21 protein-coding genes and 8 pseudogenes are annotated in these 26,019 nt (G+C 59.7%); 4 read left to right on the top strand and 25 right to left on the bottom strand.

The window, feature by feature from the left end:
• Positions 1–91: 91 nt before the first annotated feature.
• Positions 92–325, top strand: a pseudogene (locus ACTJKM_RS32500) (transposase); the annotation flags it as partial.
• A gap of 276 nt (positions 326–601) precedes the next feature.
• On the opposite strand, the pseudogene ACTJKM_RS32495 reads toward ACTJKM_RS32500, so the two are convergent.
• The 4 genes and pseudogenes from ACTJKM_RS32495 to ACTJKM_RS32480 form a co-directional block, all read right to left on the bottom strand.
• Positions 602–857 (bottom strand): annotated as a pseudogene (locus ACTJKM_RS32495) (alcohol dehydrogenase catalytic domain-containing protein); the annotation flags it as partial.
• Between the two features lie 89 nt (positions 858–946).
• Positions 947–1,959: pseudogene (locus tag ACTJKM_RS32490) on the bottom strand (quaternary amine ABC transporter ATP-binding protein).
• Positions 1,952–2,833 (bottom strand): ABC transporter permease, encoded by an 882-nt coding sequence (locus tag ACTJKM_RS32485; RefSeq protein ID WP_440661644.1) that lies wholly within the window; start codon positions 2,831–2,833, stop codon positions 1,952–1,954. The pseudogene ACTJKM_RS32490 and the gene ACTJKM_RS32485 overlap by 8 nt, the downstream one beginning before the upstream one ends.
• Before the next feature lie 102 nt (positions 2,834–2,935).
• A pseudogene (locus ACTJKM_RS32480) lies at positions 2,936–3,577 on the bottom strand (glycine betaine ABC transporter substrate-binding protein); the annotation flags it as partial.
• Positions 3,578–3,655: 78 nt separating this feature from the next.
• Here ACTJKM_RS32480 and ACTJKM_RS32475 point away from each other — a divergent pair.
• Positions 3,656–4,117, top strand: a complete 462-nt coding sequence (locus tag ACTJKM_RS32475; RefSeq protein ID WP_440661643.1) for a hypothetical protein — start codon at positions 3,656–3,658, stop codon at positions 4,115–4,117.
• Here ACTJKM_RS32475 and ACTJKM_RS32470 read toward each other — a convergent pair.
• The 16 genes and pseudogenes from ACTJKM_RS32470 to ACTJKM_RS32395 all read right to left on the bottom strand — a co-directional run bounded on the left by ACTJKM_RS32470 (position 4,114) and on the right by ACTJKM_RS32395 (position 20,501).
• On the bottom strand, positions 4,114–5,139 hold the full coding sequence (locus tag ACTJKM_RS32470) for an IS1595 family transposase (RefSeq protein ID WP_440661642.1): 1,026 nt from the start codon (positions 5,137–5,139) through the stop codon (positions 4,114–4,116). The genes ACTJKM_RS32475 and ACTJKM_RS32470 overlap by 4 nt on opposite strands.
• 345 nt (positions 5,140–5,484) lie before the next feature.
• Entirely contained in the window at positions 5,485–6,162 is a 678-nt protein-coding gene (locus tag ACTJKM_RS32465) for a hypothetical protein (protein WP_440661641.1), read from the bottom strand.
• Positions 6,163–6,459: 297 nt separating this feature from the next.
• Positions 6,460–6,831: pseudogene (locus ACTJKM_RS32460) on the bottom strand (glycine betaine ABC transporter substrate-binding protein); the annotation flags it as partial.
• Between the two features lie 116 nt (positions 6,832–6,947).
• A pseudogene (locus tag ACTJKM_RS32455) lies at positions 6,948–8,612 on the bottom strand (CoA transferase); the annotation flags it as partial.
• Positions 8,613–8,864: 252 nt separating this feature from the next.
• Positions 8,865–9,791, bottom strand: coding sequence for a homocysteine S-methyltransferase family protein (locus tag ACTJKM_RS32450; RefSeq protein WP_058328391.1), 927 nt, complete (start codon positions 9,789–9,791; stop codon positions 8,865–8,867).
• 23 nt (positions 9,792–9,814) lie between these two features.
• Positions 9,815–10,258: an Lrp/AsnC family transcriptional regulator gene (locus ACTJKM_RS32445; protein ID WP_058328392.1), complete on the bottom strand. Its 444-nt coding sequence runs from the start codon at positions 10,256–10,258 to the stop codon at positions 9,815–9,817.
• On the bottom strand, positions 10,255–11,049 hold the full coding sequence (locus ACTJKM_RS32440; RefSeq protein WP_440661640.1) for a phosphotransferase: 795 nt from the start codon (positions 11,047–11,049) through the stop codon (positions 10,255–10,257). The genes ACTJKM_RS32445 and ACTJKM_RS32440 overlap by 4 nt, the downstream gene beginning before the upstream one ends.
• Before the next feature lie 13 nt (positions 11,050–11,062).
• Entirely contained in the window at positions 11,063–12,472 is a 1,410-nt protein-coding gene (locus ACTJKM_RS32435) for an aspartate ammonia-lyase (protein WP_113514749.1), read from the bottom strand.
• Between the two features lie 20 nt (positions 12,473–12,492).
• The gene (locus ACTJKM_RS32430) at positions 12,493–13,713 is read right to left on the bottom strand and encodes a trans-sulfuration enzyme family protein (RefSeq protein ID WP_440661638.1); all 1,221 of its coding nucleotides are present in this window, start codon (positions 13,711–13,713) and stop codon (positions 12,493–12,495) included.
• A gap of 151 nt (positions 13,714–13,864) precedes the next feature.
• Complete coding sequence (dapA, locus tag ACTJKM_RS32425; RefSeq protein ID WP_058328395.1) at positions 13,865–14,743, bottom strand: 4-hydroxy-tetrahydrodipicolinate synthase; 879 nt, start codon at positions 14,741–14,743, stop codon at positions 13,865–13,867.
• A 31-nt stretch (positions 14,744–14,774) separates the two neighbouring features.
• Positions 14,775–15,464 carry an ABC transporter permease gene (locus tag ACTJKM_RS32420; protein WP_058328396.1) on the bottom strand — a complete coding sequence of 230 codons (690 nt, stop codon included), beginning with the start codon at positions 15,462–15,464 and terminating at the stop codon, positions 14,775–14,777.
• 11 nt (positions 15,465–15,475) lie between these two features.
• Positions 15,476–16,198, bottom strand: a complete 723-nt coding sequence (locus tag ACTJKM_RS32415) for an ABC transporter permease (RefSeq protein ID WP_440661635.1) — start codon at positions 16,196–16,198, stop codon at positions 15,476–15,478.
• A gap of 114 nt (positions 16,199–16,312) precedes the next feature.
• Positions 16,313–17,083, bottom strand: coding sequence for a transporter substrate-binding domain-containing protein (locus ACTJKM_RS32410; protein ID WP_058328397.1), 771 nt, complete (start codon positions 17,081–17,083; stop codon positions 16,313–16,315).
• Between the two features lie 39 nt (positions 17,084–17,122).
• On the bottom strand, positions 17,123–17,902 hold the full coding sequence (locus ACTJKM_RS32405) for an ABC transporter ATP-binding protein (RefSeq protein WP_058328398.1): 780 nt from the start codon (positions 17,900–17,902) through the stop codon (positions 17,123–17,125).
• 128 nt (positions 17,903–18,030) lie between these two features.
• The gene (locus ACTJKM_RS32400) at positions 18,031–19,440 is read right to left on the bottom strand and encodes an aldehyde dehydrogenase family protein (RefSeq protein WP_440661633.1); all 1,410 of its coding nucleotides are present in this window, start codon (positions 19,438–19,440) and stop codon (positions 18,031–18,033) included.
• Positions 19,437–20,501 carry a homoserine dehydrogenase gene (locus ACTJKM_RS32395; RefSeq protein WP_058328400.1) on the bottom strand — a complete coding sequence of 355 codons (1,065 nt, stop codon included), beginning with the start codon at positions 20,499–20,501 and terminating at the stop codon, positions 19,437–19,439. Before ACTJKM_RS32395 ends, ACTJKM_RS32400 begins: the two co-directional genes overlap by 4 nt.
• 172 nt (positions 20,502–20,673) lie before the next feature.
• Between ACTJKM_RS32395 and ACTJKM_RS32390 the strand changes: the two genes are divergently transcribed.
• A complete protein-coding gene (locus ACTJKM_RS32390) occupies positions 20,674–21,141 on the top strand; it encodes an Lrp/AsnC family transcriptional regulator (RefSeq protein WP_058328401.1) in 468 nt (155 codons plus the stop codon).
• Between the two features lie 276 nt (positions 21,142–21,417).
• On the opposite strand, the gene ACTJKM_RS32385 is transcribed toward ACTJKM_RS32390, so the two are convergent.
• The 5 genes and pseudogenes from ACTJKM_RS32385 to ACTJKM_RS32365 form a co-directional block, all read right to left on the bottom strand.
• Entirely contained in the window at positions 21,418–21,561 is a 144-nt protein-coding gene (locus tag ACTJKM_RS32385) for a hypothetical protein (RefSeq protein ID WP_440661647.1), read from the bottom strand.
• 12 nt (positions 21,562–21,573) lie between these two features.
• A pseudogene (locus tag ACTJKM_RS32380) lies at positions 21,574–22,211 on the bottom strand (formyltetrahydrofolate deformylase); the annotation flags it as partial.
• A 43-nt stretch (positions 22,212–22,254) separates the two neighbouring features.
• Positions 22,255–22,488: pseudogene (locus ACTJKM_RS32375) on the bottom strand (OB-fold nucleic acid binding domain-containing protein); the annotation flags it as partial.
• A gap of 6 nt (positions 22,489–22,494) precedes the next feature.
• Entirely contained in the window at positions 22,495–23,796 is a 1,302-nt protein-coding gene (locus ACTJKM_RS32370; protein ID WP_440661631.1) for an alpha/beta hydrolase, read from the bottom strand.
• The gene (locus ACTJKM_RS32365; protein ID WP_058328403.1) at positions 23,797–24,234 is read right to left on the bottom strand and encodes a carboxymuconolactone decarboxylase family protein; all 438 of its coding nucleotides are present in this window, start codon (positions 24,232–24,234) and stop codon (positions 23,797–23,799) included.
• 264 nt (positions 24,235–24,498) lie between these two features.
• Between ACTJKM_RS32365 and ACTJKM_RS32360 the strand changes: the two genes are divergently transcribed.
• A complete protein-coding gene (locus ACTJKM_RS32360) occupies positions 24,499–26,019 on the top strand; it encodes a PAS domain-containing protein (RefSeq protein ID WP_440661630.1) in 1,521 nt (506 codons plus the stop codon).

Genomic DNA, 26,019 nt, shown 5'->3' with positions numbered 1-26,019 from the left:
GGGCTGGTGCAGCGCCGGCACGGCCGCGCGCGCCCGTCACTGACCGTGGCAACCGCGAAACTCCTTCAAATTTTTTCCTGCGAATCCGCCTTCGACGATCGACATTCCCAGCCGGTTCCGCCATTCGCGGGCGCTTGGAGCCGTACTGGGGCTCACGCCGGTGCTCAACCAGTCCGGCGAGAGCAAACGGATCGGTCATGTCTCCCTTTGCGGAGATGTCATGCTGCGCGCGCTTCTGTATGAGGCAGCGCAGTCGATGCTGACGCGGCTGGTGAAAAGGTGCTGGCTCAAAGCATGGGCAATGAGCATCGCCCGACGGCATGGCAGCCTCGAGCGTTTGAAAAGGGGGAGAGATGCGAGAAAGCAATCTGAAACTGATCAGGCTGCCATTTGAGGCCGCCGGCATCCTGTTCCAGAACGAGGGCGACTGCTCAGCGGCGGACTGAGCATTCGTTTCCGCTCCCCCATCCGTCGCCGCCGGCTCACAAAATTAACGTCGCTCGGGTCCGGAATCCTCAGCAGGAGAAGATCCGCTTCCAGTCGATACATTATGCGATCGTAGACGCACGAAACCGGAACAAGCAGTGTACAGGCGGCGCCGTCGAGACAGTTTCATCACTGGCATTGCCGTGTAGCCGCCGGTCCTTATCGCCATGGCGTCCCGGAGGCTGACGCTTTCCGGTAAAGGCACCAGCCAGTCTCCACTCACACGCGCCCTGGCCGCCAGTCCACCCCACAATGCCGTTCCCCAACGCCCCAGCCGCTCAGACAACCCGATCACCCGGCTCAAAGGCGGAATTGGAACTTTCGGCAACGACGCCCTCAAAATCGATCCCAGGCACCATCGGGAAACTGCGACCACCGGCGAGGNGCAAGAGCGTCCTCCTGCCCGCTGTCGGACTTCTCGATCAGGACGGCGTCAAACATCTGAGCTTCCCATTCTTGCCTACGCGACTTTCTTTGCGTTGGGCGTAGAGCAGGCCACTTGCGAATTGACCATGGCGTCAACCGCTTGGGGCAGCGTCAGCACACCTATGGCCTGACCGGCGGCATCGACAACGGCGATCTCGTTTTCCCCGGCCAGCGTCATCGCTCTTGCGGCTTCCTCCAACTTCGCGCCGGCCGGCACCGAGATCTTTAACTCACGGGCCGAAGCATTCAGCGCGGTGGCAACCGTCTCAACATTGATGACGCGGGAACGGTTCACCTCCCGAACAAAGTTGGCGATGTAATCGTCGGCAGGGTTCATCACGATGTCCTGCCCGGTGCCCTGCTGTACGACTTCTCCATCCCGCAAAATCGCAATGCGATCTCCAAGCCTGAGCGCCTCGTCAAGATCATGGGTGATGAATACGATCGTCTTCTTGATCTCCTTCTGTAGATCGAGGAGTACGGTCTGCATGTCGACGCGAATGAGCGGGTCCAGCGCAGAAAACGCCTCGTCCATCAGCAGGATCGGCGCATCGTTCGCCAGCGCACGAGCAAGACCGACACGCTGTTGCATACCGCCCGACAACTGATTGGGATATTTGCTCTCGAAACCCTTGAGTCCGACACGTTCGATCCACCGCATGGCGCAGTCGACCTGCCGGTTACGAGGTGCCCCTTGTATCTCCAGGCCATAGAGGGTGTTTTCGAGAACGGTGCGGTGCGGAAGGAGCGCAAACTTCTGGAACACCATAGCGGTCTGATGCCGACGGAACTCACACAACTGCGGTTGATGTGGCGGATAAGAGTGGACTTTCCCGATCCAGAAAGGCCCATGATCACCTGAATGCCGCCAGCCGGCATCGAGATGTTGATGTCTCTCAGACCGAGGACATGGCCATGTTTTGCGTTCAATTCCGTCTTCGTGACACCTTGCTCGACAAGCTTGACGCAATCCGCACCATTTGGACCGAATATTTTGTAGAGCTTTTTGATTTCGATGCCGAAGCCACCAATTTTTTTGTTACCCATGAACCACCTCCCGGTGCTTTTGAAGGCGCGCGCCGAAAGCTTGGCTGACGCGGTCGAAGATGATGGCGATGCCGACGATGGCGAGACCGTTGAAAATGCCGAGCGTGAAATACTGGTTGGAAATCGCCTTCAGCACCGGCTGGCCGAGACCCTGCACGCCGATCATCGAGGCGATGACCACCATGGCGAGCGCCATCATGATCGTCTGGTTAATGCCGGCCATGATGGTGGGGAGCGCAAGCGGCATCTGCACGTTCTTCAGCTTCTGCCAGTTAGAGGACCCGAAGGCATCGGCGGCTTCGAGTACATCCTTGTCAACGAGGCGGATACCGAGATTTGTGAGACGGATCATCGGCGGGATGGCGTAGATAACGACAGCGATCAACCCCGGAACCTTGCCGATGCCGAGCAGCATGACGACAGGAATGAGATAGACGAAGCTCGGCATGGTCTGCATGACGTCGAGGACCGGATTGATCGCGTTCTGCACCCGATCAGAGCGTGACATGGCGATACCGATGGGAATACCGACTACGATCGACAGGACCGTGCAGACAAAGATCATCGAGACCGTCTTCATCGTGTCGTCCCACATGTCGAAGTAGCCGATCAGCAGGAGCGTGACGACCGTGCCAGCGACGATCTTCCAGTTCCGGCTGGCGAACCAGGCGACAGCAGCTATCAGTAGGATGATCGGCCAGGGCTTCGTCATGAAACGCTCGGACCAGATCAGAAAGTGCTGTAGCGGCTCAAAAATCGCTTCAAGACCGTCGCCATAGGCACGAGTGAAACCGCGAAACCCCTCGTCGATCGCCTTCTTGAGATCGCGCAAAGACGCATCATCCATGTGCGGAAAGCTGAATAGCCAATCCAAAGTTTATCCTCCTCGATAACGGTAAGCGTATCCTTCGACGTGCGTATTCGTTGCCGGCGCGGCATGTTTCACCGAGGCGCGCTAGCAACGTCTTAAACGGGATCAGAGCGCCGCCTTGATCTTTTCGGCGGCTTCTGGCGTCACCCATTCCGTCCACATGGCTTCGTTTTCTTCGAGGAAGTGCTTGGCACCGTCGTCGCCGCTCGCCTGGTTGTCGGTCATCCAGGCCATCAGCTTGTTGACCGTATCGTTGCTCCAGGCGCGCTTGTTGAGGTAGCCCATGACTTCCTCGCCGGCGCGCTCGGAGAACGCCTTGGTGACGAGCGTCTGGACCGTATCCTCCGGCCAGTCGTTTTTCTTCGGGTCCGGGCAATCCGCGACGGTGTTGCAGCGCTTCCACTCGGCCGCATCATGGGGCACGCCATGCTCGACCTTCACCATCTCGTACTTGCCGAGAAGCGCGGTCGGAGCCCAGTAGTAGCCGACCCATCCTTCCTTGCGCTCGTAGGCCTTGGCGATTGAGCCGTCGAGGCCGGCGGCCGAACCCGTATCGACCAGCGTGAAGTTCGCCGCATCGCCGCCATAGGCCTTGTAGAGCTGGCTGGTCACGACCGTGCCACCCCAGCCCTGTGGGCCATTGTGGATCGCACCTTTCGATTTGTCTTCGGGGTCCGGGAACAGTTCCGGATGCTTGAGGACATCATCGATTGTCTTGATGTCCGGATGAGCGTCGGCGAGGTATTTCCGGCATTAGGTAGCAAAAACCACCAGACCTGAAATGGCATCCCGACTACCCTGGTTCCGGTGAAAACGGAGCCTCGAATGAGTGTAGCGTACGAGTTGAAGCAGAAGCGGGCCGCCTTAGTTGAAAGGTTGCAACAGATTGCAACGGAGCAAACCGAGATTCAGGGACTGATGAGAGCGCTGGACCGCGTCATCCTGAGCTACGAGCCCGACTACCAGGCATCCGCGCTGACGAGACCTGAACAGGGTAACCGCTCTCGAAAGGCAAAGCCGTCGTCATCCGAGGTGAAAGCGGCGATGGGCGGCGTAAACAAGCGCCAAGCCGTCTTGGAGGTCCTGCGCGAAGCAGGAGAACCGATTTCGGTGACCGACTGCGCAGCGAAGTTCGCCTCCAAGCTCGGCATCCCAAGCGAGCCAGCCAATCTCTCAGACATCGCACACCGCCTGTCGGCGGTCCTTACCCAACTGACGACTGCGGGACGCGTTCGGCAGTCCGGCCATTTCGACGGCCGTCAGGTTCTGTGGGAGGTCGCCGCTTAGCCTTCCCAGATCAGGTCCGGCGGTTTGTTGCCCTGCCAGTACCCACACAGATAGCGTGAGGTCGGGCGAGACAGTGCCTTGCCCAGCACCTGGAACGTATGGCCTCGATTGCTCACCTGTCGGCAGTCCTCGCGCCACGCGAGCTCGGCCACGTACCAGTCGAAGTATTTCAACGAAAACCGATGGTGGATGCCGACATAGGCCCGTTGAACCCGCGAGAAGAAGCTCTCGACCTGGTTGGTGTTCGTGCCGTCGTCGGTCTGATAGGCCTTTGAGTGGTTGACGCGCTCCAGCTTGTTCAGGCCAGCCAGGTCGTTATAACTGCCATGCTCGTCAGCGAAGACCGTCGCATCCCGCGACACGTGATCTCGAACGGCCGCCCAGGCTGCGTTGCTGTCTTCGTCTCGGATGATCCGGGTGAACGTCTGCCCTCCCAGTCCGCGCTGGCGGATCGCAAGAGCGCACAGACGCTTCATGTTCTGGTATTTCTTGAGGCGACGATCGATGCGATCCTCGGCCTTGTTTTCAGGACGGATGTGGCCGCCAGCGTACTTGCCGTCAATCTCGACCTCGCCATCGAGCACCATCTCCTCCCTGCGCCATGCGATGGCCTCGCGCAGCTTCATCAGTAGGACCCAGGCGGTCTTGTATTGCACGCCGATCTCGCGCGAGAGCTGGAGCGCCGCCTTGCCTTTCACCGAGTTCGCCGAGAACCAGATGGCGATGAGCATCTTCTTGAAGCTCAGCTTGCGTGCATGGAAGACGGTGCCTGAGGTGACGCTGAATACGGCCTTGCAGGTCTTCTCAGTGCATTTGAAGCGGTCGCGGCTCATCGTGTGGCAGCGCAACGTTCCGCACTTGGGGCAGTAAGGCTCGCCTTCCGTCTCGTGCCAGCGCAGGCGCTTAAACCAGTTGTAGGCAGTCGTATCCCGCATCTTGGCGAGATCGAGCACCGTCAGCGTTCGGCACTCTGGCGACAGCAGGAAATGCTGGCCCTTGGGCGTGTCTTCGGGGTTCGCCATGGCTCAACCCCTCCGCGATCCGGAGTAAGGTCGGGCGTATTTCCAAGCCCCCGCCCATGGCACTGACGGCCAACACCGAAGCGTAGCTGCGGTGGGCAATGGCGGCGGTAGCGATGGCGATGAGCGTCATGTTCAGGCTCCAGAGGTCGACAGCAGGCACAGCGGATCGGCGACCGAAGGCCGCGGGGAGATCAGAGCTGTATGCGTATCATCCTGAACATGACCCAGGTTCTTACCTGGATTTCCCGTGGGAGTCGATCGGAGGAGTTCTAAATGGTTAATTGTCGAAGGCCGACAGAGGCTGCGCGGAAACGTAATCAATGTCGATCTTCCAAGCTACCGGCGCTACCTCGGCGTTCCGCTAACGATCCGCACCCGTGCGAACCGAAACTTGACCTTCACCTTTGCCGCCTGGATGGCGTCGTGGAGCCGCCCACTCATGAAGAGCCCGCTTTCAAGCTTGCGCTCGTGCCAGAGGTCAGCCCCCTCGAAAGCCGCCGCTGTCAACGCAACATCGCCGTCCTCGAGATCATACGTTGCCCACAGGTCGTAACCGTCCCGCTCCACCGTCCGGCGGGGAAATAACCTGCTGCGGGTTTCGCTCGGCACGAAGCTGTCTTTCACCGCGCCAAAATTGAGCAGGTAGAAAGGACCCGGAAGCCGGGTCGTCTTGTCGGCCTCAAAAATGGGAAATTCAAGCAATCCTCCCTTGCCGAGGTCGAACTCTTTCAACACGTCGGCAAGGCTCCCCTTCACCGCATAGAAGGGACCGGCACAGAACAGATCGCCCACCCGCTTCCAGTTGTTTTCGGCAAATACATACATAGCCTCGGGAAAATCCGTCCGCTCGAGTGTCTCGCCGCGATTATGACGCAAGTGCGCCTCAAGCACGTTCTGCGGCTTAACACCGAGCTGAAAGGTCGGAGGTGCCCAATCCTCGCCATAGAACTTTTCGCGGATGCCTTGCCTGTTGCCGATCGAGTAATCGCTCATCACGCTGCTGACCCAGACGGTATCGGACATGCGCGCTCCCATTCCGTGCCGCGAAGCACTTCCGTGACAGAATCGTCGGAATTCTGCACTGAAAGGTTGAAGGAAGAGTTAGTCAGGCAACCCGTTATTGTTCGCAACTCCCGCCGAAACCATGGCATTGTCGGTCGCCATGTCTCCCTTTGGCGCTTTCCGCACGAAGCACGATGACGGCCCACACGCAACGCTGCCACTAGCGCCATCAAGGTCAGCGGCATTACCGGAAGTTTGGCTGGAATTTCTGTTCTAATTCAGATGCGTAAGCCGTTTTTGGTGGTCTTTGCTACCTAATGCCGGGTATTTCGGCATCCACCAGCCCTGCACCGCGCCATCGGTCAGCACGGTCGATGCGACCACCAGCTTTCCGTTCTTAACGCCGGCGCTGACGATATCGGGCAGAAGATCGACCCATCCTTCCGGCGCGATGTCTGGTTGGCCCTTCTCGGTCATCGACGTGATCGTCGGGACCGTATCGCCCTGTATGATTTCGGCGTTGCAACCGTAACCTTCGTTCAGGATGAATTTGTCCAGGCTGGCGAGCACTTCGGCGCTCTGCCAGTTCATGCTGGCGATCGTGACGTCACCGCAATCCGCAGCCTGCGCAGCATTGCCGAAGGTCAACATGGCTGCTGCAAGGCATGTCGAGGCAAAAAGTTCTTTCATGGCACTTCCTCCCTATGGGCGATGTTGAAGTTTAAGCCCGTCGACGCCACCGCGTACCTCAGCGGGCCGCCGGCGGCTCCGGTATCCTCCTCAGAACCCGAAGCCGCCGTTTCCTGCTAGCTTGGCAGATACTCCGCACTCCAGGTTTCGCTGATCGTGCCGGAGGCGATCAGCCGGTCGATCTCGGCGTCGGTGTAGTTCAGGGACCGGAGAACGGCGCGCGTGGAGGCTCCGTACTTCTCCGCCGGGGCGATGGCCGTGACCTTGCCAACAGCCGGACGGATGGCGAAGGGATCGAGCTGTGTGACTGTGTGCCCGCTCGGATGGTTCGGGAAGATCGAGAAGGAATAGCTGCCTCGGTCGATCCCCGGCGTACCGTCGGCAATGCGGGCACTGCGGCTGCGGATCGTTTCGATGTTCTTGCAAAGCGACACGCCGATATCGGCTTCCCGCAGCCGCTGCTGCCAGGTTTCCGCGGGTGCGGTCATAAAGGCCTCCGCGAGATAGGCCTCGCGATCGGATGCCGCCATCCCGACAATGCCCCCCAGACCTTCAACCTTGCCGAAGCGCGGAAGGTCGGCTTCCGAGGCGCACAAAAGAAGGTGATCTCCGGATGCCGTTTCGTAGAGCCGCGACAGGGCATGATATCCCTTGGTCTCGCGGCCGGACGGCTCATCGAAGGGGCCACGCCCGGCATAATCGTAGCAGAACGGTATCTGTGCGAGGCCGGTTAGCGCCGACAGCGAGGTGCGCGGGCGGCCGACGATCCCGGTTCGGGATTTCTGGTAGAGGGCCGCGGCAATGCCGAGCGCCGCGCCGAAGCCACACATGACATCGATGGTGCCGACATGGGCGTGTTCCTCCGGCGTTTCCATCGAGCCGCCGAAGCGCAGCATGATGCCAGTTGCCGATTGCACGAGATCGTCATAGCCGAGATAGTCGGTGCGCGGGCCGGTGCGCGGGCCGCCGAAGCAATCGAGCTGGCAGAAGATCGCTTGGCGGTTGAGCGCCCTCAGGCTTTCGGCATCGAGCCCCATCGCCTTGACCTGACGGTCGGTGGCATTCCAGACGACGACATCGACGGAGCGCACCAGTTCTTCGAAGACGACGCGGCCATCGGGCGAACCTATGTTCAGCAACACGGACTGCTTTCCGCGCATGTGCGACATGCCGAAGATCACGGTGTTCCAGCAGTCATAAAGCGGCTTGGCCGGGTCGATCTTGATCACCTCCGCACCGAAGCGGGCAAGATAGGCGACCGAATGTGGACCGGCGATCACGTTGCAGAGATCGAGAACTTTTACGCCGTCCAGCCAGCCGCCGGGGGCGTCGGCCGTCGGCGCCGGCAAGGACGGCCGCTCTATACCGGAAAGCATCGCCAGCGCGTCCTTAAAGGTCCCCCAACGCCGCGGGTGCGGCGTTAACATGGCTTCCGCGCTCTCTTGCAGCCACGCCATCGGCCCCGGCTGGATCATGCGGCCGAGGGTCGGATCGTCCACCTCGATCATGAGGCCGGCAGCCTTGGCGTGATCGTCGGCGATCCATTCCTTTAGCCAGCGCTGTGGCGCACCCGGAAACAGCCCTTCCCCGAAGACGCGTTCCCATTCGGCCGCCGTCTTCCTCAGGAAGACCTCCTTCATGCGGGCCGCGATCTTGTCGGCCCAGAATTTCGGGAGCGGATAGACGCCAAGCGAAACGTCCGACGACCACTGCGAGACCGGAAGATAGGTGTCTTCCTCCTCGCGCAGTCCCTCGGAAACCAGCTCATCGTAGAGGCCGTCGGGGCGGTCTGTGTGAAGGCAGTGGTTCGCCGAGACATGGTTTTGAGGGAGGCCTGCGTTACGACAACGCGTTGCCCGATAGCGCTTGTCTACCGTGAAAGACGCAAATTGCCCGTGCGACGCCAGCAAAAAGAGAAGCCATTGCGAGGTTTATCGCTTCAGTCGGCCTTGGTCGGTCGGGGGCTTAGCCCAGTTGAGAAAGCCGAGCGCAATTGTTTGCAAAAGGCCAGTTCGCAGGATCGCGGCAGCTATTCAGCTAGCCGCGAGTTCGTTTTTGCGCCGATTAAGCCGAGAAGCGACGCACCGTATATGCGACGCACCAACACCACAGCAACCACCGATGATCGAGGCTCCGCTCTCCGCCCAAACGCAGGCAAAGCTCGAATATCGCTCAGCTGAGAGATCATCTCGAACGGAATGCAACGTTTCGTTTGCCGCTCCCTCTTCATCGGAAGCGAATGCATTCGCATAAACACCTATATCAAGGGAAACGCCCAAATCGCCAAAGATCCCCGAGGCCTCCTCGACCGCTGCCTGCATAACTTCGGGACGGCTGCAATTGAAGAGGAGTGCCTGAGCTCCCGACCCAGCAACCCATCGCGCAGCATCGGCCACGCTTTCCCCGGAACGCAGGGCTGCCGGGTTTGGTTCTGTGCCTGGCCCGTCGTCAAGCGTGAAGGAAATCCAGAACGGTTTACCGGTGCTCGCTATCGCCTGCTGCACTGCCTCGGCTTCGGCCATGAGGCTCAGGGTTTCACCTAGCCACAGATCAACGTAGGGCGCGAGTTCTTCCACCAATAGGCCAAGATAGTCCTGCACCCGCTCCGGTCTGAAGAGTTGCGGTTCGTATGAACCGAAGATCGGCGGCAGAGATCCGGCGACGAGCACTTTGCGATCTCCAGCACTATCGGCTGCTATACGCGCAAGACTTCCAGCAAGAGCAATCAGCCTGCGGCCCTCGGCCCGAAATCTCTCCTCGCCGATATGAAACGGCACCAATGCGTAACTGTTGGTGGTGATGACATCGGCGCCCGCGGCGATGAACTCCTCATGCACGCGCCTGACGACCTCCGGAGCCTCCATCAGCGCCAGCGCCGACCATTCCGGCTGCCTGAGGTCCGCTCCAAGCCGGACAAGTTCACGGCTCAAGCCGCCGTCGAGAATTCTAATGGGTTTCATGGCTTATACCTTTTTTGCCCGGCTCATCGCTTGATCATCGAAGACAATGCGAACGCTGTGAGGGTGTCTCGAACGCCCGGAAGTGCTGATATTTCCTGCCAGATTTCGCGAATGCGGTCGGTGGCGTTCGCCTCGACTCGCACGACGAGGTCGAACTCGCCGCTCATGACGTCGCAGGACACCACCTCTGGCAGTCGCTTGAGCGCGTGGATGACGTCACCGCCCCGCATGCGGTCGTGGCGATACACGAACATCATCGCGGTGACGGCTGCACTGGGCGGCCTCCCCTCGCCAGCGACGATCGTGTATCCCTGAATAAGGCCATCGCGCTCCAGCCGCTCAATCCGCTGGCGCACGGCGTTGCGCGAGAGATTGACGACCTCCGCCAACTCGGCGTGTGGGATTCGGGCATTTCTGGTCAGCTCGGTTAGAATGCGCTCATCCGATCGGTCGAGAATACGCTTCATGGCTGCATCTCCTCGATACATGCCTTGGCGGAGCGCAAGGTCCTGAGTGTGGCCGCTTCGAGATCCGTAAGCCTGCGATCTTGTGCAAGTTCGGTAGCAGCGGCCGCCATCACGAACGCCGGTAGGGCTTGCCGTTCTGGTTCGCTCAAGCGACGGATCGCTTCATATCCAGCAAGTAAGGGCTGGACGAGCCTTTTCTCCAGAGTTCCGTCAGCCCGCGCCGTCCAACGCATCAAAACCTGACCGAGTTCGGCGATCAGAATGTCGTCGTGGCGTAAGCGGAAATTAATGACACCACTTACCGCTCCGTCGAGGAAGAAGACATTGTCCCGGTTGAGGGCTCCGTGCACCGGACCTTTCGGGAGGCCTGAGCGCCCTTCGTCAAAGGAACGCCTCAGGGTCTGGTGGATGCGCGCGACGCAGCCCCCTAGCGCCCGGCTCTTCTCAGGGGTGATCTCATTCGGTCGCGCCCCCGGCACGAAGCCGACAACCGCAACGAGCTTTCCCGACACGGTGACCGTCGCTGCGCCCGCATCGGTTCGGAACGTCGTCGGACAGGGTACGCCTGCGGCAGAAAGGGTTTCCATCGTGCGAAAAGCACGCTCGAGATCGAAGGGATCGGCGCCGCTTTCGAACAAAGTGACAATGAAGTCGCCGCGCTCTGAGCGGAAGAGAAAGGTCGTCTCGGCATCGCCGTCGGCAATGCCGATGACCGAGGTCAGACGTCCCAAGCGGTAAACCATGGCGACTTGGCTACAGTCGGTCTCCGACAGATCCGTGAAAACAGCCATTCTTCCGCTCCCTTCAGTGTTGCCCCGGTTCAAAGATCTCGAGAGCTTTCACGCCAAAAATCGCGTCGATCTGGGCTGCAGACAGGTCGCTCTCGCGCTCGACCACCTCGCGCAGCGATATCCGTTCCGCAAGGGCTGTACGGGCAAGGGATGCGGCCTTGGCATATCCGACCAATGGATTGAGGGCTGCCGCATGGACAAGCGAAGAGTCGTGAAGCGACCGGCAACGCTCTGCATCGGCTTCGATCCCTTCAATGCATCGGATACGCAGCGCCTCCATGCCTCTCGTCAGAAGCCGAATGGATTGGAGGATGTTGAGCACGATGACCGGCTCCATCGCGTTCAGCTGGAGTTGCCCGGCACTGGCTGCAAGTGTGACCACCAGGTCATTGCCGATCACCTGGAAGCCGATCTGGTTCAGCATTTCGGGGATCACCGGATTAACCTTGCCCGGCATGATCGACGAGCCGGCCTGCATGGCTGGAAGCCGGATTTCGCCGAAACCAGCGCGCGGGCCGCTCGACAGGAGGCGTAGGTCGTTGCAGATCTTCGAAAGCTTCACCGACATGCGCTTGAGCGCGCCCGAGATCGAAACGAAGGCGCCGGTATCGGACGTCGCCTCGACGAGGTTGCGCGCGGGTCGAAGGGTAACGCCAGAGATGCGAGATAGATGTGCGCAGGCGGCCACGGAGAACTCGGCGGGCGCGTTGACGCCGGTACCGATCGCAGTGCCACCCAGATTGACTTCGCGCATTAGCTCGGCGGCGCCGAGATAGTGTGCGACGTCTTCCTCCAGCGTCTCTGCGAAGGCTTCAAACTCCTGCCCAAGGAACATCGGGACGGCATCCTGGAGCTGCGTCCTGCCAACCTTCAGGATGTCTGCGAAGGTCTCCCCCTTGCATCGAAACGAGGCGACCAATGCCGAAAGAGCCGAGATCAATTTCTCACCTTCCCGCAGCACGGTCAGCCGAATCGCGGTCGGGTAAACGTCGTTGGTCGACTGGGAGAGATTCACGTGATCATTTGGGTTGATCGCATCGTAGCTGCCTGGCAGGCGCCCCAGGTCCTGCAACGCAAGATTGGCGACTACCTCGTTGACGTTCATGTTGGTCGAGGTCCCCGCCCCACCCTGCATCATGTCGACCGGAAAATGCGGCGCGAGGATTTCGCCGACAATCAGCCTGCTGGAGGCCCGTTCAATCGCCTGTGCGACGGAAGGAGAGAGAAGCCCCAGTTCAAGATTGGTTGTGGCGGCAGCCTGCTTCACCATTCCCAAGGATTGCACGAACTCAGGAAAATCCTGGAGCCTGATCCCGGAGACGTCGAAGTTCTCCGTTGCACGCAGTGTATGAATACCGATCAGGGCGTCTGCCGGAAGCGCCCGGGGTCCGAGTAGATCAGTTTCGACGCGTGGCTTTGACATGATTTCCTCCGCAGTCCGGGTCAGGCGGTAATAGCTTGGTCGAGGTCGGCAATAAGATCGTCGGTCGCTTCCAGACCGACCGATAGCCGGAACACTCCATCCCCTGCAAAGCGCCGGTAATCAGCAAGCTGCTCCCCTGTGAGCCCGTAGGTCGACTTCATCATCTCCTGCGTGTCGAGCAACACTACGATCGAGCGCTGATGGCCGAGCGAGAAGGCATAATGGGCAACCTTGAGACGCTCCGCGAGTTTCTGGGCCATCGTCGCGGGATCTTTCACCTGGAAGGTCACTACACCACCGAACAGATCCATCTGGCGCTTTGCCAAGTCATGTTGCGGGTGGGAGGTCAGGCCGGGATAGGCCACAGCCGCCACAGCCGGATGGCCTTGCAGGAACGTCGCGATCTTCGCCGCGGAGTCTGAGATCGCTCGCATGCGGGGAAACAGCGTGTCGATGCCACGCATGATGAGCCAGGCATTCATGGCCGGCATCGATGCGCCGAGATATACGCCGGCGCGTGAGCGAATTCTCTCCACCAAGTCCTTGCGTCCGCAAACGACCCCGCCCAACGCATCACCGTGCCCGTTGATAAACTTTGTCAGGGAATGGATGACGAGATCAGCTCCGAGTGCCAGCGGCTGCGTGGCCACGGGAGTGGCCAGCGTTGAATCGACCGACATCAGAGCACCGTGCTTTCGCGCAAGGCCGGCGATGACGGCAAGATCGGTCAGGCGTAGGATCGGATTGCACGGACTTTCGCAATGGACGAGCCTGGTATTGGGCTGGAGGGCGGCGGCAACGTCCTCCGGGCGCGACATGTTCACCGGCGTCACCTCAATCCCATAGTCGGGCAATATGCGCCGGGCGAGTTCGTTGGCACCGGCATAGCAAACGTCGCTAACAATCAGGTGGTCGCCCTTCTTCAAGAAGGTGAGGAACGTAGCACCGATTGCAGCAACGCCCGTAGCCGTGGCCATTGCATCGTCGGCAGCTTCAAGTGCGGCGAGGCGCTGCTCCAGTTGCCGCACTGTCGGATTGGTCCAACGCGCATAGAGGAACGGCAGAGCCGTCAGATCGTCGATGCCGTCGGCGGAAAAAGCGCCGTCGCCCGGTACCAACACATTGTTGACGGACATGGAGAGGTTCGGGGCGATCGCCTTCGTCGAGGGATCGATGACGAGCCCGCCGCTCAGAGCGAGGGTTTCGCGACTGAGACCCATCGTTGCGCCGGGCATGCGCATCTTCGCGTCTGGCTCGCGCTCCAAACAGGCTGGGTGTCTCGTTGCCATCTCAGTATCCTCCTGGGCACTCAGTCCCTGACTAGGGAAGGTGGCGTCGTTTCGCCGCGCATCCCGGTGCTGCGTAAAACGGTCTAGTCGCGAGATCGGCGGATCAGACCAAAAGACCGGCGTGCCGCAGGGCATGATCGATTTCCGCCTCCACAGCGGGGGTCACCGTCACGAGGGGCATGCGTACCTCCCGGGGCAGGCGACCCTGACGCCAGAGGGCGTATTTTGGTCCCGCCGGGTTGGTTTCCAGGAAAAGCGCGCGGTGCAGCGGCATCAGGCGATCCTGAATTTCGAGCGCGCGACGGAAATCACCCGCAAGGCATGCGGACTGGAACTCCGCACAAAGTCGCGGTGCGACGTTAGCGGTCACGGATATGCAACCATGGCCACCATGCGCCATGTAGCCAATGGCAGTGCCGTCCTCGCCGGACAACAAATTGAAATCGCGACCGCAGGCCATCCGTTCCAGAGACGGACGCAGCAAATTGGCGGTAGCATCCTTGACGCCGATCACGTTGCGGCAATCCCGTGCCAGACGGGCAAGGGTGTCCACGGCGACGTCGATGACGCTGCGCGGTGGTATGTTGTAAACGATCATCGGGATGGAGACCGCGGCATCGATGGCGCGGAAGTGCTGATAAAGCCCTTCCTGCGTCGGCTTGTTATAGTAGGGCGCGACGATAAGCAGCGCATCGGCGCCTGCCGCCTGCGCGTGCCTTGAAAAATCGATCGCTTCCTCAGTGCTGTTGGATCCGGCGCCCGCGATCACCGGAATCCGTCCCCTTGCGATCTCGACAGTCAGTTCAACCAGGCGCTTGTGCTCGGCGTGCGAAAGGGTCGGGCTCTCTCCGGTCGTTCCGCAGGGGACGAGACCGTGGGTGCCTTCGGCAATCTGCCACTCGACGAGCGATCGGAAGGCCTCTTCATCAACCTTCCCGTCTTGAAACGGCGTGACAAGCGCCGTGATCGATCCTTTAAACATCGCGATCTCCGTTTAACTTCGACCGGCGACGTCAGCGCCGTATCGGCACCTGCATCTCGACGATGCGGAAGGCGCGCGTGATGATGAGGGTGAGGCAGACATAAAAGACGGTGACGACGACCAAAGGCTCGTAGACGAGCAGCGTGTCCTGCCTGATCTTGTAGGCGACGGCATAGAGATCCATCACGGTGACGGTGAAGGCGAGTGGCGTCGCCTTCAGCTGGAGCACAACCTCGCCGGTGATTGTCGGCAGCGCGATACGGATCGCCCGCGGCAGCCATATGCGCCGCAAAAGCGTCCATCGCGTCATGCCGAAGGCGCGCCCGGCTTCCAGCTCGCCCTTCGGAACGGCGAGCAGCGCACCGCGCAGTACCTCCGCCTCGTAGGCCGCGTAATTCAGCGTGAAGCTGACGGCCGCGAAGAAGAAGCCCTCGCGCACGATCGGCCAAAGGAAGCTTGAGCGCAGCCCGGGGATCATAGGCAGCAAAGACCCGACGCCATAGTAGAGCAGCCACAATTGGATGAGCAGGGGCGTACCACGCAAGCACGTGCAGTAGGCTTTTGCGCACCATCGCAGCCAACGGAGACCGCTCACCTGCGCAAGCGCAAGGCCGATCGCCAGAACGAAGCCGAAAGTGACCGAAATGAAGAGCAGAAGTATCGTCTGCAACGCACCTGCGGCGATGAGCGGCCAGTAATTGGAGACCCACGAGAAATCCATTGTGCGTCTCCTCAGGCTGCTCTTGCCTGCCCGCGCCGGAAATGGGTCTCCAGGCTAGCGAACACGACATTGGAGGCGACCGTGATCGCCAGATAGATTGCGGCAGCGGCAAGGAAGAACAGGAAATAATGTTTGGTGTTTCCAGCGGCGAGACGTGTCGCAAGCGCCAGTTCCTGGTAGCCGACAACGGCGATCAACGCACTGTCCTTGGTCACCGACATCCAGAGATTGGCCATGCCGGGTATCGCATTCGGCATTAGCGCCGGCAGAACAATTCGGCGGAAGCGCAGCCAGGGTCGCATGCCGAAGGCGCTGGCGGCTTCGACCTGGCCCGCGGGAATGGCAAGGATTGCACCGCGCAGCACCTCGGTCATGTAGGCGCCCTGCACGACCCCGAGCACAACAACGGCGGCGAGGAAGCCGTTGATCTCGATTGGCGGGAAGCCGAGTGCGGAAAGCAGCCTGTTGATGCCATCCGTCCCGGCATAATAGAGGCCAATGATCAGGATCAGTTCCGGGATAGCGCGCACGGCCGTCGTATAAAGATCAAGCAACGTGGCGACGGCACGGCTGCCCTTGAGTTTGCCGGCCGCAGCCGCGAGCCCGATCAATATGCCGACCAGGTACGCTCCGAGCGAAATCATAACGGTCGAGGCCGCGCCCGAAAGCAGTACCCCGCCCCATCCTGGTGGGTTGGGCGAAAGCAGTTCGAAAATGGATAAGCTTGTCTGCATGAGTACAACAGCTCCGCGGCGTGCGAGCAGGATCATTACGGCTCGAACGCTTTGTCGTTGAGAGGGTGCAATCGGCGGAGATAGAGCGGGTCGCCTTGACGTCCGCTACGTCGGCTATTCGCCGTAGGGATCGAAGTTGAAATACTTCTTGGAAATCTCTGCGTATTTTCCGTTAGCTCGAATGGCTGCGATGGCGGCGTTCAACCTGGCGAGCAGCTCGACATCTTCTTTGCGCAATCCGCCGCCGATCCCCTGCCCCAGAACATCCGGGTCATCCTGGACATTACCCTTGTCCTCGCAACAATCCTTGCCAAAATCCGATCCCAGGAATGTCATCAGCGGGATCGAGTCGCCGAACACGTAGTCCACGCGGCCGACTGACAGGTCCTGGAAAGCCTCATCCAGCGTGGCATAAGTCTTCTCGTCGGCCACGCTCGCAAAGTGCTTCTTGTAGTATTCGGTCTGGACCGTGGATACCTGGATGGCAATCGTTTTGCCGGCGACGTCATTGGCGGTGGTACCGCTTATGCCGTCTTGTGCACCGATCAGTTTGCTTGGTGTGTTGTAGTACTTATTGGTGAAGGCGATTGTTTTCTTGCGTTCATCCGTGATCGACATGGAAGACCAGATGACGTCGAATTTCTTTGACTGAAGACCGGGAATAAGCCCATCCCAAGACATGTCAACGACCGAGCAGCTTTCCTTCATTTCGGCACAGATCGCATCCATCAGATCGATTTCCCAGCCGATCCATTTGCCCGACGCGTCCTTGGTAAAGAACGGCGGGTAGGCTTCGTTCATGATGCCAAAGCGCACTTCCGCACTCGCGCCGGCACCCGAGGCGAGAAGAGCTGCTCCGGCAATCAGGTAAATTGCGGTCTTCATGTCAGTTCCCTTTCGTTTTTGATTGGTGCACGCCCACACTCAATGGCGTGACGAGCTCGTGAATTCGCGACACCGGGCGCTGATGGGAGCGCCAAAGATTTGCTCCGGTTTGCCCTCTTCCTCGACGCGGCCTTGATGCAGGAACATCACGTGGCTTGAGACGTCGCGGGCGAACTTCATCTCATGCGTTACGAGCAGCATCGTGCGGCCCTCTTCCGCGAGATCTCGGATGACCTTGAGCACTTCCCCAACCAGTTCGGGATCAAGAGCCGAGGTCGGTTCGTCAAACAGCATCACCGACGGATCCACGCAAAGTGCCCGCGCTATTGATGCGCGCTGCTGCTGGCCACCTGACATGAAGGCGGGGTAGACGTGGCGTTTTTCGTAGAGCCCAACTTTATGCAGCAGCGCTTCAGCTTTCTCGGTCGCCTGCCTGCGGCTCATCCCGAGCACGTGGACTGGCGCTTCGATGACATTCTCAAGGACAGTCATGTGTGCCCAAAGATTGAAGCTCTGGAAAACCATGCCTAGACCGGTCCGGATGCGCTCTATTTGTCGCCAGTTGGCAGGATGTACGCGACCGGCCGGTCCAGCCTTCATTAGAACTTCCTCACCGTTGATGACGAAACGGCCGCTGTCCGGGAGCTCGAGAAAGTTGATGCAGCGAAGGAAAGTGCTCTTGCCGGATCCTGACGACCCGATCAGCGAGATGACATCCCCCTTGCCCGCGGCAAGTGATACGCCTTTCAACACTTCGTGGGTGCCGTAACTCTTGTGTACGTCGTCGACGCGCAGTGCGCCTGAAATGCTTGTTGTCATTGGTTCCCCACTTTTTCGTGGCTTATTTTGTCGCAATTTAGCAATCGCTTGCGCGGCTTTGCCGCGCAATCGTAATGTACCTCGACTGTTTTCCGCGAAAACCCTCAATGAATCGCGGCTTTTCCGCGTCACTGCCCGTTGATGCAGATCACTTTGGGTTGGGTCATGTCCTCGTAGGCAAAGCGCACGCCTTCGCGTCCCATGCTGCCGTGCTTGAAACCTCCGAACGGCATGGCGTCAAACCGATAATCGGAGGAATCGTTGATCATGACTCCACCGGCCTCGATGCCGGCTGCAGCCTCCAGCGCAACGGCGAGGTTGTTGGTGAAGACGCCGGCATGCAGGCTGTAGTCCGGTTCGTTCGCCAGTCGGATCGCGTCCGCAAGCGTCTGAAAGCGCTCGAGGATCGCAACTGGTGCGAAAACCTCCTCCTTCCAGAGACAATTGTCGCGCGGGACGCCTTCAAGCACGGTTGGGTGATAGATGGCGCCTTCGCGGCGATGGCCGCAGAGTAGCTTTGCGCCAGCAGATAGAGCTCTTTCCACGGCCTTTTCGGTGCGTTCGGCCGCAGCGGCGGAAATCATGGGGCCGACATCTGTACCTTCAAGGCGCGGGTCTCCGGCACGAAGGCTGCTGGTGCCAACGACAAATGCCTGGCGGAACTTTTCGTAGCAGGCGGCTTGAACGAGAATGCGTTGCGTGCCGATGCAGTTCTGGCCGGCCGCCCAATAGGCGCCCGAGATGCAGCCATCCACCGCCTTTTGAATGTCGCTGTCCGCCATGACGATTACCGGAGCATTGCCGCCAAGGTCCATGGCGAGCTTCTTCAGACCGGCCGTCCGCGTGATTGCCATGCCGGTCGCAAAACCACCGGTGAACGACACCATGCGGATATCGCGGGCTGAGACAATGGCGCGCCCGAGATCCGCGCCGCCGACAGCGACAGTGACGATTTCTTCCGGCAGGCCCGCTTCAATCAACGTCCCAACCAGCTTGAGAGCGGAAAGCGGCGCGAGCTCCGACGGCTTCAAAAAGACCGAATTGCCGCCCGCGATTGCCGGGCCAAGCTTGTGCGCAACCAGGTTCAACGGATCATTGTAAGGGGTGATGGCAGCAATGATCCCAAGCGGTTCGCGTGTGAACCACCCTTGGCGCGCCTCCGAGCCCGCGTAGGCGTCGAAAGGAATAATCTCGCCGGCGTTGCGCTTGGCTTCCTCCGCAGAGAGCTTCAACGTGTTCACGCAACGCGATGCTTCCTTGCGGGCCTGCGTGATCGTTTTGCCCGCTTCGCAGACGATCGTGCGAGCGAAATCCTCGAGGCGCTCCAAGACGAGCCGCGCTGCTCCTTCCAGAATGGCGGCCCGGCGATGCCTAGGGAGCGCTCGCGACACCGCCGCCCCCCGCTTGGCACGCTCAAGAAGGGTGCCAACGTCATCGGACGTGCTGGCTCTTACGCTTCCGACAACCATGCCGTCATAAGGATTGAAAACGTCGATCACTTCCGTAGTCGGGGCAACTTGAAGCTTGACGTTTGTCATTCCGCGGCCTCCTTGATCGAACCAGCCGACGCTGAGCGGTGGATAGCAATGATATCGGAGAGAAGAGCATAAGCGGTCTCGACCCGGCCAGCTCCCGGACCCGTTACCGTCACTGAACCGAGCATCTCAGTGGTGAAGGATACCGCGTTTATAGCGCCACTCACTCCCGCGAGCGGGTGCTCGAGCGGCAGACGGCGCGGCACGACAGATGCCTCGATGCTACCGTTCTCGAGACGCGCTGCCGAACCGATCAGCTTCCAGCGGTATCCCTCTTTGGCGGCTGTCTCGACGTCCATGGTGGTGAGCGCCGAAATTCCTTCACAAGAGACGTCCGCCGGTTTGAGCACCGCGCCCAGCAGTTCATTCGCCAGGATGACCACCTTCAGCCGCACGTCGTGACCTTCAACATCAGCGGTCGGATCGGCCTCGGCGTAACCAAGCGCCTGCGCCTCTTTAACCGCCTGGGAAAAGCCGAGCCCAGCCTCCATGCGACCGAGGACGAAGTTTGAGGTGCCGTTGAGAATGCCTTCAAATCCACTGAGGCCAGCGCCAGCAAGTGCGTTCTTCGCCAAACGTATGACGGGTGTTCCGCTCATGACGGCACCTTCATACTCGAAATGAGCATGGTTACGACCAGCCAGCGCCTTGAGGTCGGCGGCTGCCAGCGCCACCGGACCCTTATTGGTGGTTACAACATGCTTGCTACTCTCGAGCGCCCAGCGGCAATGGGAAACGGCCGGTTCTCCGTTATGCGGGTTCGTGAATGTGGCCTCGACAACAATGTCAGCAGGCGCCTGCCGGATGACCTTTTCGTTGTCAGCTTCCGCAGACCCACCGGAAAGCCTGGCGAAGCCGCCTTTCTCGAAATTGGTCTCGACGAGCATTCGTGCATCAATGCCGTTTCGCGAGACGACGGAGCCAAGGTTGAGATCGGTCACTGCGACAATGTTGAGCCGGAAGCCGAGTTCCGATTGCCAGAGGTCGTTTCGCTCGGCCACGAGCTGCGCGAGAGCGCGGTTGACTCCACCGAATCCGATAAGAGCTATGTTGTACTGTACCATGTCGGTTCCTCATCCTGGGCGATGAGAAGAGCATGCTGGCCGCCAAACGCAGCAGGAAGGTTCCGAAATGGCCAAAGATCTGGCCGCTTTGACAAGTCTACGCGACAACTGCGCAAATGTGGCAAAAAGCGTGATAGTGCAGAGGCGGCCAAGGACTGCCTAGGATGAGAGAATGGAACCGATTGACGATTTCGACCGCAGGATTTTGAGCATCATTCAGGTTGACTGCCAGATGAAGGCGGAGGCCATCGGCGACTTGGTGGGTTTGTCCGCATCAGCCGTGCAACGTCGCCTGAAACGGATGCGGGACTTAAACATCATTACCGCCGAGATTGCCATCATCGACCGCAAAGTCGCCGGCAACCCCATGACTTTCATCGCCGGAATGGAGATCGAACGCGAGAACTACGACGCCCTGTCGAAGTTTCGCGTCTGGCTTGCCAAACAGGAACATATTCAACAGGTCTACTATGTGACCGGTGCAGTGGACTTGATCGCGATCATCACGGCTCGGGACGTCGGCCAATATGACGAGATCACGGCCAACTTGATGTCAGAAAACCCGCAAATCAAGCGCATTCACACCAATGTCGTGCTAAAAGATATCAAGCTCGGGATGTTCGTGCCGGTCGCAAGCTAGTCCAAGCGCTCCCGCGGCTACAAGGAGACCGCAGAATCGCGACTCGCGGCACCTTCCAGTCGATACATTATGCGATCTTATTGGCCCAAAAAGTGAACATACGCGCAACAAGCCGTCCATGACGCTCGTAAAGTACGGCTCCATTCTGCTCAGGCGGACGTCGCTCACATCTTAAGTGAAATGCATCATGCCAATCGGCAGGGGCAGCTTCCGGCAGTATGCAACACTTCGGCCGGCCTCCTGCCGGCCCGGTGTCGATGCCGCGTCACGCCGCCCTCAGCCCATGCGCTCTGACGCGTAGGAGCCCGGAGATGCAGGAAACACCACGGTCTTGTTGCCGTCGATGAACACACGTCCGTGGATGTGGGCGTGGATCGCACGCGCGAGCACCTGGCTTTCGACGTCGCGCCCGAGACTCACGTAATCCTCGCCGCTCTGCGCATGGGTGACCCGAACGATGTCCTGTTCGATGATCGGCCCCTCGTCCAGATCCGCCGTGACGTAGTGCGACGTCGCGCCGTTAGCTTCACACCCCGCTCGTAGGCCTGCTTGTAGGGATTGGCGCCCTTAAAGCTTGGCAGGAAGGAGTGATGGATGTTGATGATACGGCCGGACATCTTGCGGCACATTTCGTCGGACAGAACCTGCATGTAACGCGCCAGCACGATGAGCTCCGCACCGGAATCCTCCACTATCTGCATCTGAGTTGCCTCGGCCTCCGGCTTGTTCTCCTTGGTGACCTTGATGCAGTGGAACGGGATATCGTGGTTCACGACGACCCGTTGATAGTCCACGTGGTTCGAGATGACCCCGACGATGTCGATCGGCAGCGCGCCGATCCGCCAGCGATAGAGAAGATCGTTCAGGCAGTGGCCAAAGCGGCTCACCATCAGGATGACCTTCTTCTTCTTCTTCTCATCGAAGAACTCGGCGTTCGCCTCGTATTTCTCCGCGATCGGCTTGAAGCCTTCACGAAGCTGCTCAAGGGTGCGCCCCTCTTCCGGCTGGAAGCTGACGCGCATGAAGTAGCGGTCGGTGTCAGCGTCATCGAACTGGGCGCTGTCGGAAATGTTGCAACCATTCTGCGAGAGATAGGTGGCAATGGCTGCCGGCCTCGAGCGTGCAATCCCAGCAGCCGGCGTTTAAACAGACCGGCCGGACTTCGACGCCATGGTCGCGCGCGTCTCGCACGATCTGAGCCGGGGCGTGGAAGCCCATCGGCTGGGCGTTGAGGAGAGCCGCGCACGAGACATCCGGATGCCAACATTTCAGCCAGGAAGAGGCGTATGCAATCAGTGCGAAGGAGGCCGCATGGCTTTGAGGCAAACCGTAGCTTCCGAAGCCTTGGTACAATCAGCGCGAGGTCCGCTGGACATCCGATATTAGCCAGAAAGGGCGCTTGATTTCGACGAGTTGGCGTCGGGGATCGCCGGCTTTCGCTCTGTCGCGAATGATCGCAACCAAATCTGCCTTAACGGTTGCATCCGACAAGAAGTAGCTATGGCCGATGAAGCCACCGCGACCGGAAAACTCGATGAAATCGACCAACCCTCCCATATGAGACCCTGCCCATTTGGACGCCGCCTCGCTCCTGTCCTTGGGGAGCCTGCCGATAGAGAGCTGCCCCAGCCGCAAGGCGCTGCCGAAGAGAAGCGTTGACGCCCTCAGCGCTTCGTCCCTCTGAGACGAATAAACCGTGAGATGCATAGCGCCCTGAGACGGCAACATACCTGCACTTGATTTGCTGCCGAAGGCCAGGTCTGGGTCTGATACCCAGGCGAACAACTTGGAAGAAGCCACATCGAGGTCAATATCGGGAGCGAAAAACACCGCGTTCACGATCTTGTAGCGCTGCCAAAGCGAGGACCCGCTGACATAGGCTTCAATGGCGAGTTGCTGGATCACACTCGCGAGCACATCGGTTCCGCGGCTATGCGCCAAGAGGTGAAGCCGCTCGACACCCTTCGTCTCGGCGATGATGCGAACGGCTTTCTTGAAGTCCGCAACAGCAAACTCGCTCGACTCGCGGTCAATGTTGTAGCCAAAGAACGAGCCGCCGGAGCCCCCGGCAGGCCATGTCAGAACAATGCAGACAAATTGGTTTTGCAGCGATCTGCAAATCTCGCCGGTGGCGAGCACGGCGTCGTCGAAGCTGTTGTTGTATCCGTGAATAAAGACGACGACTTCCTTACGTCTGGCTGTTGCGAGACGCCGAGCGACTTCGGCCTGCAGCGATGCGACAGCCTGTTCATGGGCCGCGACTGCCTCCGGTGTTCGGCGTAGCCCGTTAGCCGTCGCCACGACGCCGTAAGGTGTTGCCGGAAACCGTCCGGTCTCGGAAACTGCGCCGACACGCAGCTCACTTTTGCTGGTAGGAGAGTTACGTTTTGAGGTGATCGACACCGATCCGAAGCTCAAGAATATGGCTCGCTCGGCACCGTACGACAACGTGTTGCCGGAAGCGATCACGGGTGCTCGGTCCGTAATGTAGAGGAGGTTGGAGGTCCCGGAGCTTCGTTGGGATCGAACGGCCTGCGTGCTTTGCAGCGCCGGTGATGCGGTGACGGGAAGCGTTGCAACCTCGGCACGCTGCGTGGCACAGCCGACAAGGCAGACAAGCATGAGGAACCCTGCCATTGCCCGACAAAAATTCATCTAGAGACCGGCCTTGTCCAGTCCGTAAGCCTTGTCGGCGGAACCAGGAACGGCGCGGGCCGCAATACTCATGCGGTTCCAGGCATAGACAGCTATGATCCGGAACGTGAGATCGGAAATCTCTTTCTCGGACAGTTCATTCCTCACCCTTTCATAGATTTCGTCGGGAACACCGCCGTCCGGCAGCTTCGTTAGCGCTTCCGTCCGGGCAAGCGCGGCCCGCCCACGCGGCGAGAACAACGTGGACTCACGCCAGGCCGCGATATGGAAGAGCCGCAGGGGCCGCTCGCCGTGGATGATCGCTTCCTTGGCAAATGCCCGCATGTCGACGAGGATCAGGGTCTCCTCGATCGAGCCCTTCTTGATCTCGTTGCCGAGCGCCATCATGGCTTTGACCATACCGGGCGAAAGCTGGGAGTAATTGAACCGTTGGGTCATGGTGCTCCATCCTTCTGCCGAATGCTGTCGACGGACACCTTCGCCTTCGAGGTGGTCGCCACTATTGTGCCGGAAGTGCATCCAATCCGGCAGATATACATCCGTTTATGCGCCGGCCGACAAAAGGTCCGCGCCCAGTCCACAGGGGCCAGATTGAAAACGAAGTCCTTCGGGATATAATGCAGCCATTCATTCACCAAGGCTGTCGGTCCGCCGCCGAGCTTCGGCGTGACGTTCTATTTGTTGACTTCAGCGGAGCGACAGATGTCCAACGACGATGGACTGACGAAAGACGCCCCCTCTTGCGAAAACACCCGTAATTCCGCGGAGTTCGCGCTTGGTCTTCTCGAGAATATACCTGGCCACGTGTGGTCGATGGATCCGGCAGGCCGGTTCATCTATCGCAACCGGAGCATGGACGCCTACTTCGGGGGTGGCCTGCATGATCACGGCGCATGGCTTGAACGTGTCCACAAAGATGATCAGCGATATGTAGCTACGATCTGGCGGCAGAGCATGGAGACAGGCAAACCATTCGACAGCGCGCACCGCCTACGTGGCGTGGACGGCGAGTTTCGCTGGTTTCGTGCTTCGGGGAGGCCCTCAAAAGACACAGGCGGCCACGTCACAGCCTGGCACGGTCAGACCATCGACATCGAACACCAAAAGAAGGCTGAAGAGAGCCTGCGCGCTCGTTCGGTCGAGCTATCCCTGCTGGTCGACATGGTTCCGAGCAATCTATGGCGCTTGACACCCGACGGGACCACGACGCTCGTCAACAGACGCATGGCAGACTATCTGGGCCTTGACCTGTCAAATGTGAGTGACGTTGCATCCGTAATGGACACGATCTTCCATCCGGATGATGCTGACGCCGTTTATGCCGAGCTGACCCGCTGCCTAGCGACCGGAGAAAGATTTTCGATGAGATATCGGTTGCTTCGCGCGGACGGCGTCTATCGCTGGATGTCCGGGCGCGCGGAGCCCTTGCGGGATCAGGACGGCAACATCGTCCAGTGGTTCGGCCTTTGCCACGATATAGAAGATCAGGTGCAAACAACGGCCGCGTTGCGCCGTTCAGCCGAGAAACTCGCGCGGGCAACCCAGGCGGCCAATCTGTCGCAACTTTCCGCCTCGATCGCACACGAAGTCAGCCAGCCGCTGGCGGCAATCGCCACGGATACCGACGCATGCCTTCGCTGGCTTTCGGCCGATCCTCCAAACGTCGAGCGAGGAAAGCTCGCGGCAAAGCGCATTACCCAGGATGTTGCGGCGGCAGCCGAGGTCATCAGCCGAATCCGCGCACTCTTCAAACACCAGCCGCAGGCGCGGACGCTCGAAGATATAAACCGCCTTGTTCATGAGGTGCTCGACCTCATGTCAGACGAGATAGCTGCAACGACGACCCGTATCGACATGGACCTCGCCCAGCATCTTCCGAAGGTATCGCTCGATCGGGTGCAGGTTCAACAGGTTATGGTGAACCTCATCCGCAACGGCATCCAGGCCATGGACAGCACGAACCCTCTGCGTTCGTTGAAGATCATGTCCAGCCATGAGCGCCCTGACACGATCCGCATTTCGGTTGAGGACGCCGGAAGCGGTTTTAAGGATCCGGAGCGCGTGTTCGAACCGTTCTTTACGACCAAGAACAACGGCATGGGAATGGGGCTTCCTATCTGTCGATCGATCGTTGAATCCCACGGCGGGTGTCTCTGGGTCGCCAACAACGAGGTTTTCGGCGCGACAGTGGCGTTCACTCTGCCCGTCGCAGGGGCCGAATAG

This window comes from Ensifer sp. 22460, assembly GCF_052044935.1.
Classification (GTDB): domain Bacteria; phylum Pseudomonadota; class Alphaproteobacteria; order Rhizobiales; family Rhizobiaceae; genus Ensifer.
This window is presented reverse-complemented; position numbering and strand designations above follow the sequence as displayed.

What these genes read in the sequence shown, in the direction of transcription:
- ACTJKM_RS32465 (WP_440661641.1), bottom strand. Translation starts at nt 6,162, where the DNA reads ATGTCCGATACCGTCTGGGTCAGCAGCGTGATGAGCGATTACTCGATC.
- ACTJKM_RS32410 (WP_058328397.1), bottom strand. Translation starts at nt 17,083, where the DNA reads ATGAAGACCGCAATTTACCTGATTGCCGGAGCAGCTCTTCTCGCCTCG.
- ACTJKM_RS32440 (WP_440661640.1), bottom strand. Translation starts at nt 11,049, where the DNA reads ATGGCTGTTTTCACGGATCTGTCGGAGACCGACTGTAGCCAAGTCGCC.
- ACTJKM_RS32405 (WP_058328398.1), bottom strand. Translation starts at nt 17,902, where the DNA reads ATGACAACAAGCATTTCAGGCGCACTGCGCGTCGACGACGTACACAAG.
- ACTJKM_RS32390 (WP_058328401.1), top strand. Translation starts at nt 20,674, where the DNA reads ATGGAACCGATTGACGATTTCGACCGCAGGATTTTGAGCATCATTCAG.
- ACTJKM_RS32475 (WP_440661643.1), top strand. Translation starts at nt 3,656, where the DNA reads ATGAGTGTAGCGTACGAGTTGAAGCAGAAGCGGGCCGCCTTAGTTGAA.
- ACTJKM_RS32435 (WP_113514749.1), bottom strand. Translation starts at nt 12,472, where the DNA reads ATGTCAAAGCCACGCGTCGAAACTGATCTACTCGGACCCCGGGCGCTT.
- ACTJKM_RS32470 (WP_440661642.1), bottom strand. Translation starts at nt 5,139, where the DNA reads ATGGCGAACCCCGAAGACACGCCCAAGGGCCAGCATTTCCTGCTGTCG.
- ACTJKM_RS32370 (WP_440661631.1), bottom strand. Translation starts at nt 23,796, where the DNA reads ATGAATTTTTGTCGGGCAATGGCAGGGTTCCTCATGCTTGTCTGCCTT.
- ACTJKM_RS32445 (WP_058328392.1), bottom strand. Translation starts at nt 10,258, where the DNA reads ATGAAGCGTATTCTCGACCGATCGGATGAGCGCATTCTAACCGAGCTG.
- ACTJKM_RS32415 (WP_440661635.1), bottom strand. Translation starts at nt 16,198, where the DNA reads ATGCAGACAAGCTTATCCATTTTCGAACTGCTTTCGCCCAACCCACCA.
- ACTJKM_RS32420 (WP_058328396.1), bottom strand. Translation starts at nt 15,464, where the DNA reads ATGGATTTCTCGTGGGTCTCCAATTACTGGCCGCTCATCGCCGCAGGT.
- dapA (WP_058328395.1), bottom strand. Translation starts at nt 14,743, where the DNA reads ATGTTTAAAGGATCGATCACGGCGCTTGTCACGCCGTTTCAAGACGGG.
- ACTJKM_RS32400 (WP_440661633.1), bottom strand. Translation starts at nt 19,440, where the DNA reads ATGACAAACGTCAAGCTTCAAGTTGCCCCGACTACGGAAGTGATCGAC.
- ACTJKM_RS32430 (WP_440661638.1), bottom strand. Translation starts at nt 13,713, where the DNA reads ATGCGCATGCCCGGCGCAACGATGGGTCTCAGTCGCGAAACCCTCGCT.
- ACTJKM_RS32450 (WP_058328391.1), bottom strand. Translation starts at nt 9,791, where the DNA reads ATGAAACCCATTAGAATTCTCGACGGCGGCTTGAGCCGTGAACTTGTC.
- ACTJKM_RS32395 (WP_058328400.1), bottom strand. Translation starts at nt 20,501, where the DNA reads ATGGTACAGTACAACATAGCTCTTATCGGATTCGGTGGAGTCAACCGC.
- ACTJKM_RS32360 (WP_440661630.1), top strand. Translation starts at nt 24,499, where the DNA reads ATGTCCAACGACGATGGACTGACGAAAGACGCCCCCTCTTGCGAAAAC.
- ACTJKM_RS32365 (WP_058328403.1), bottom strand. Translation starts at nt 24,234, where the DNA reads ATGACCCAACGGTTCAATTACTCCCAGCTTTCGCCCGGTATGGTCAAA.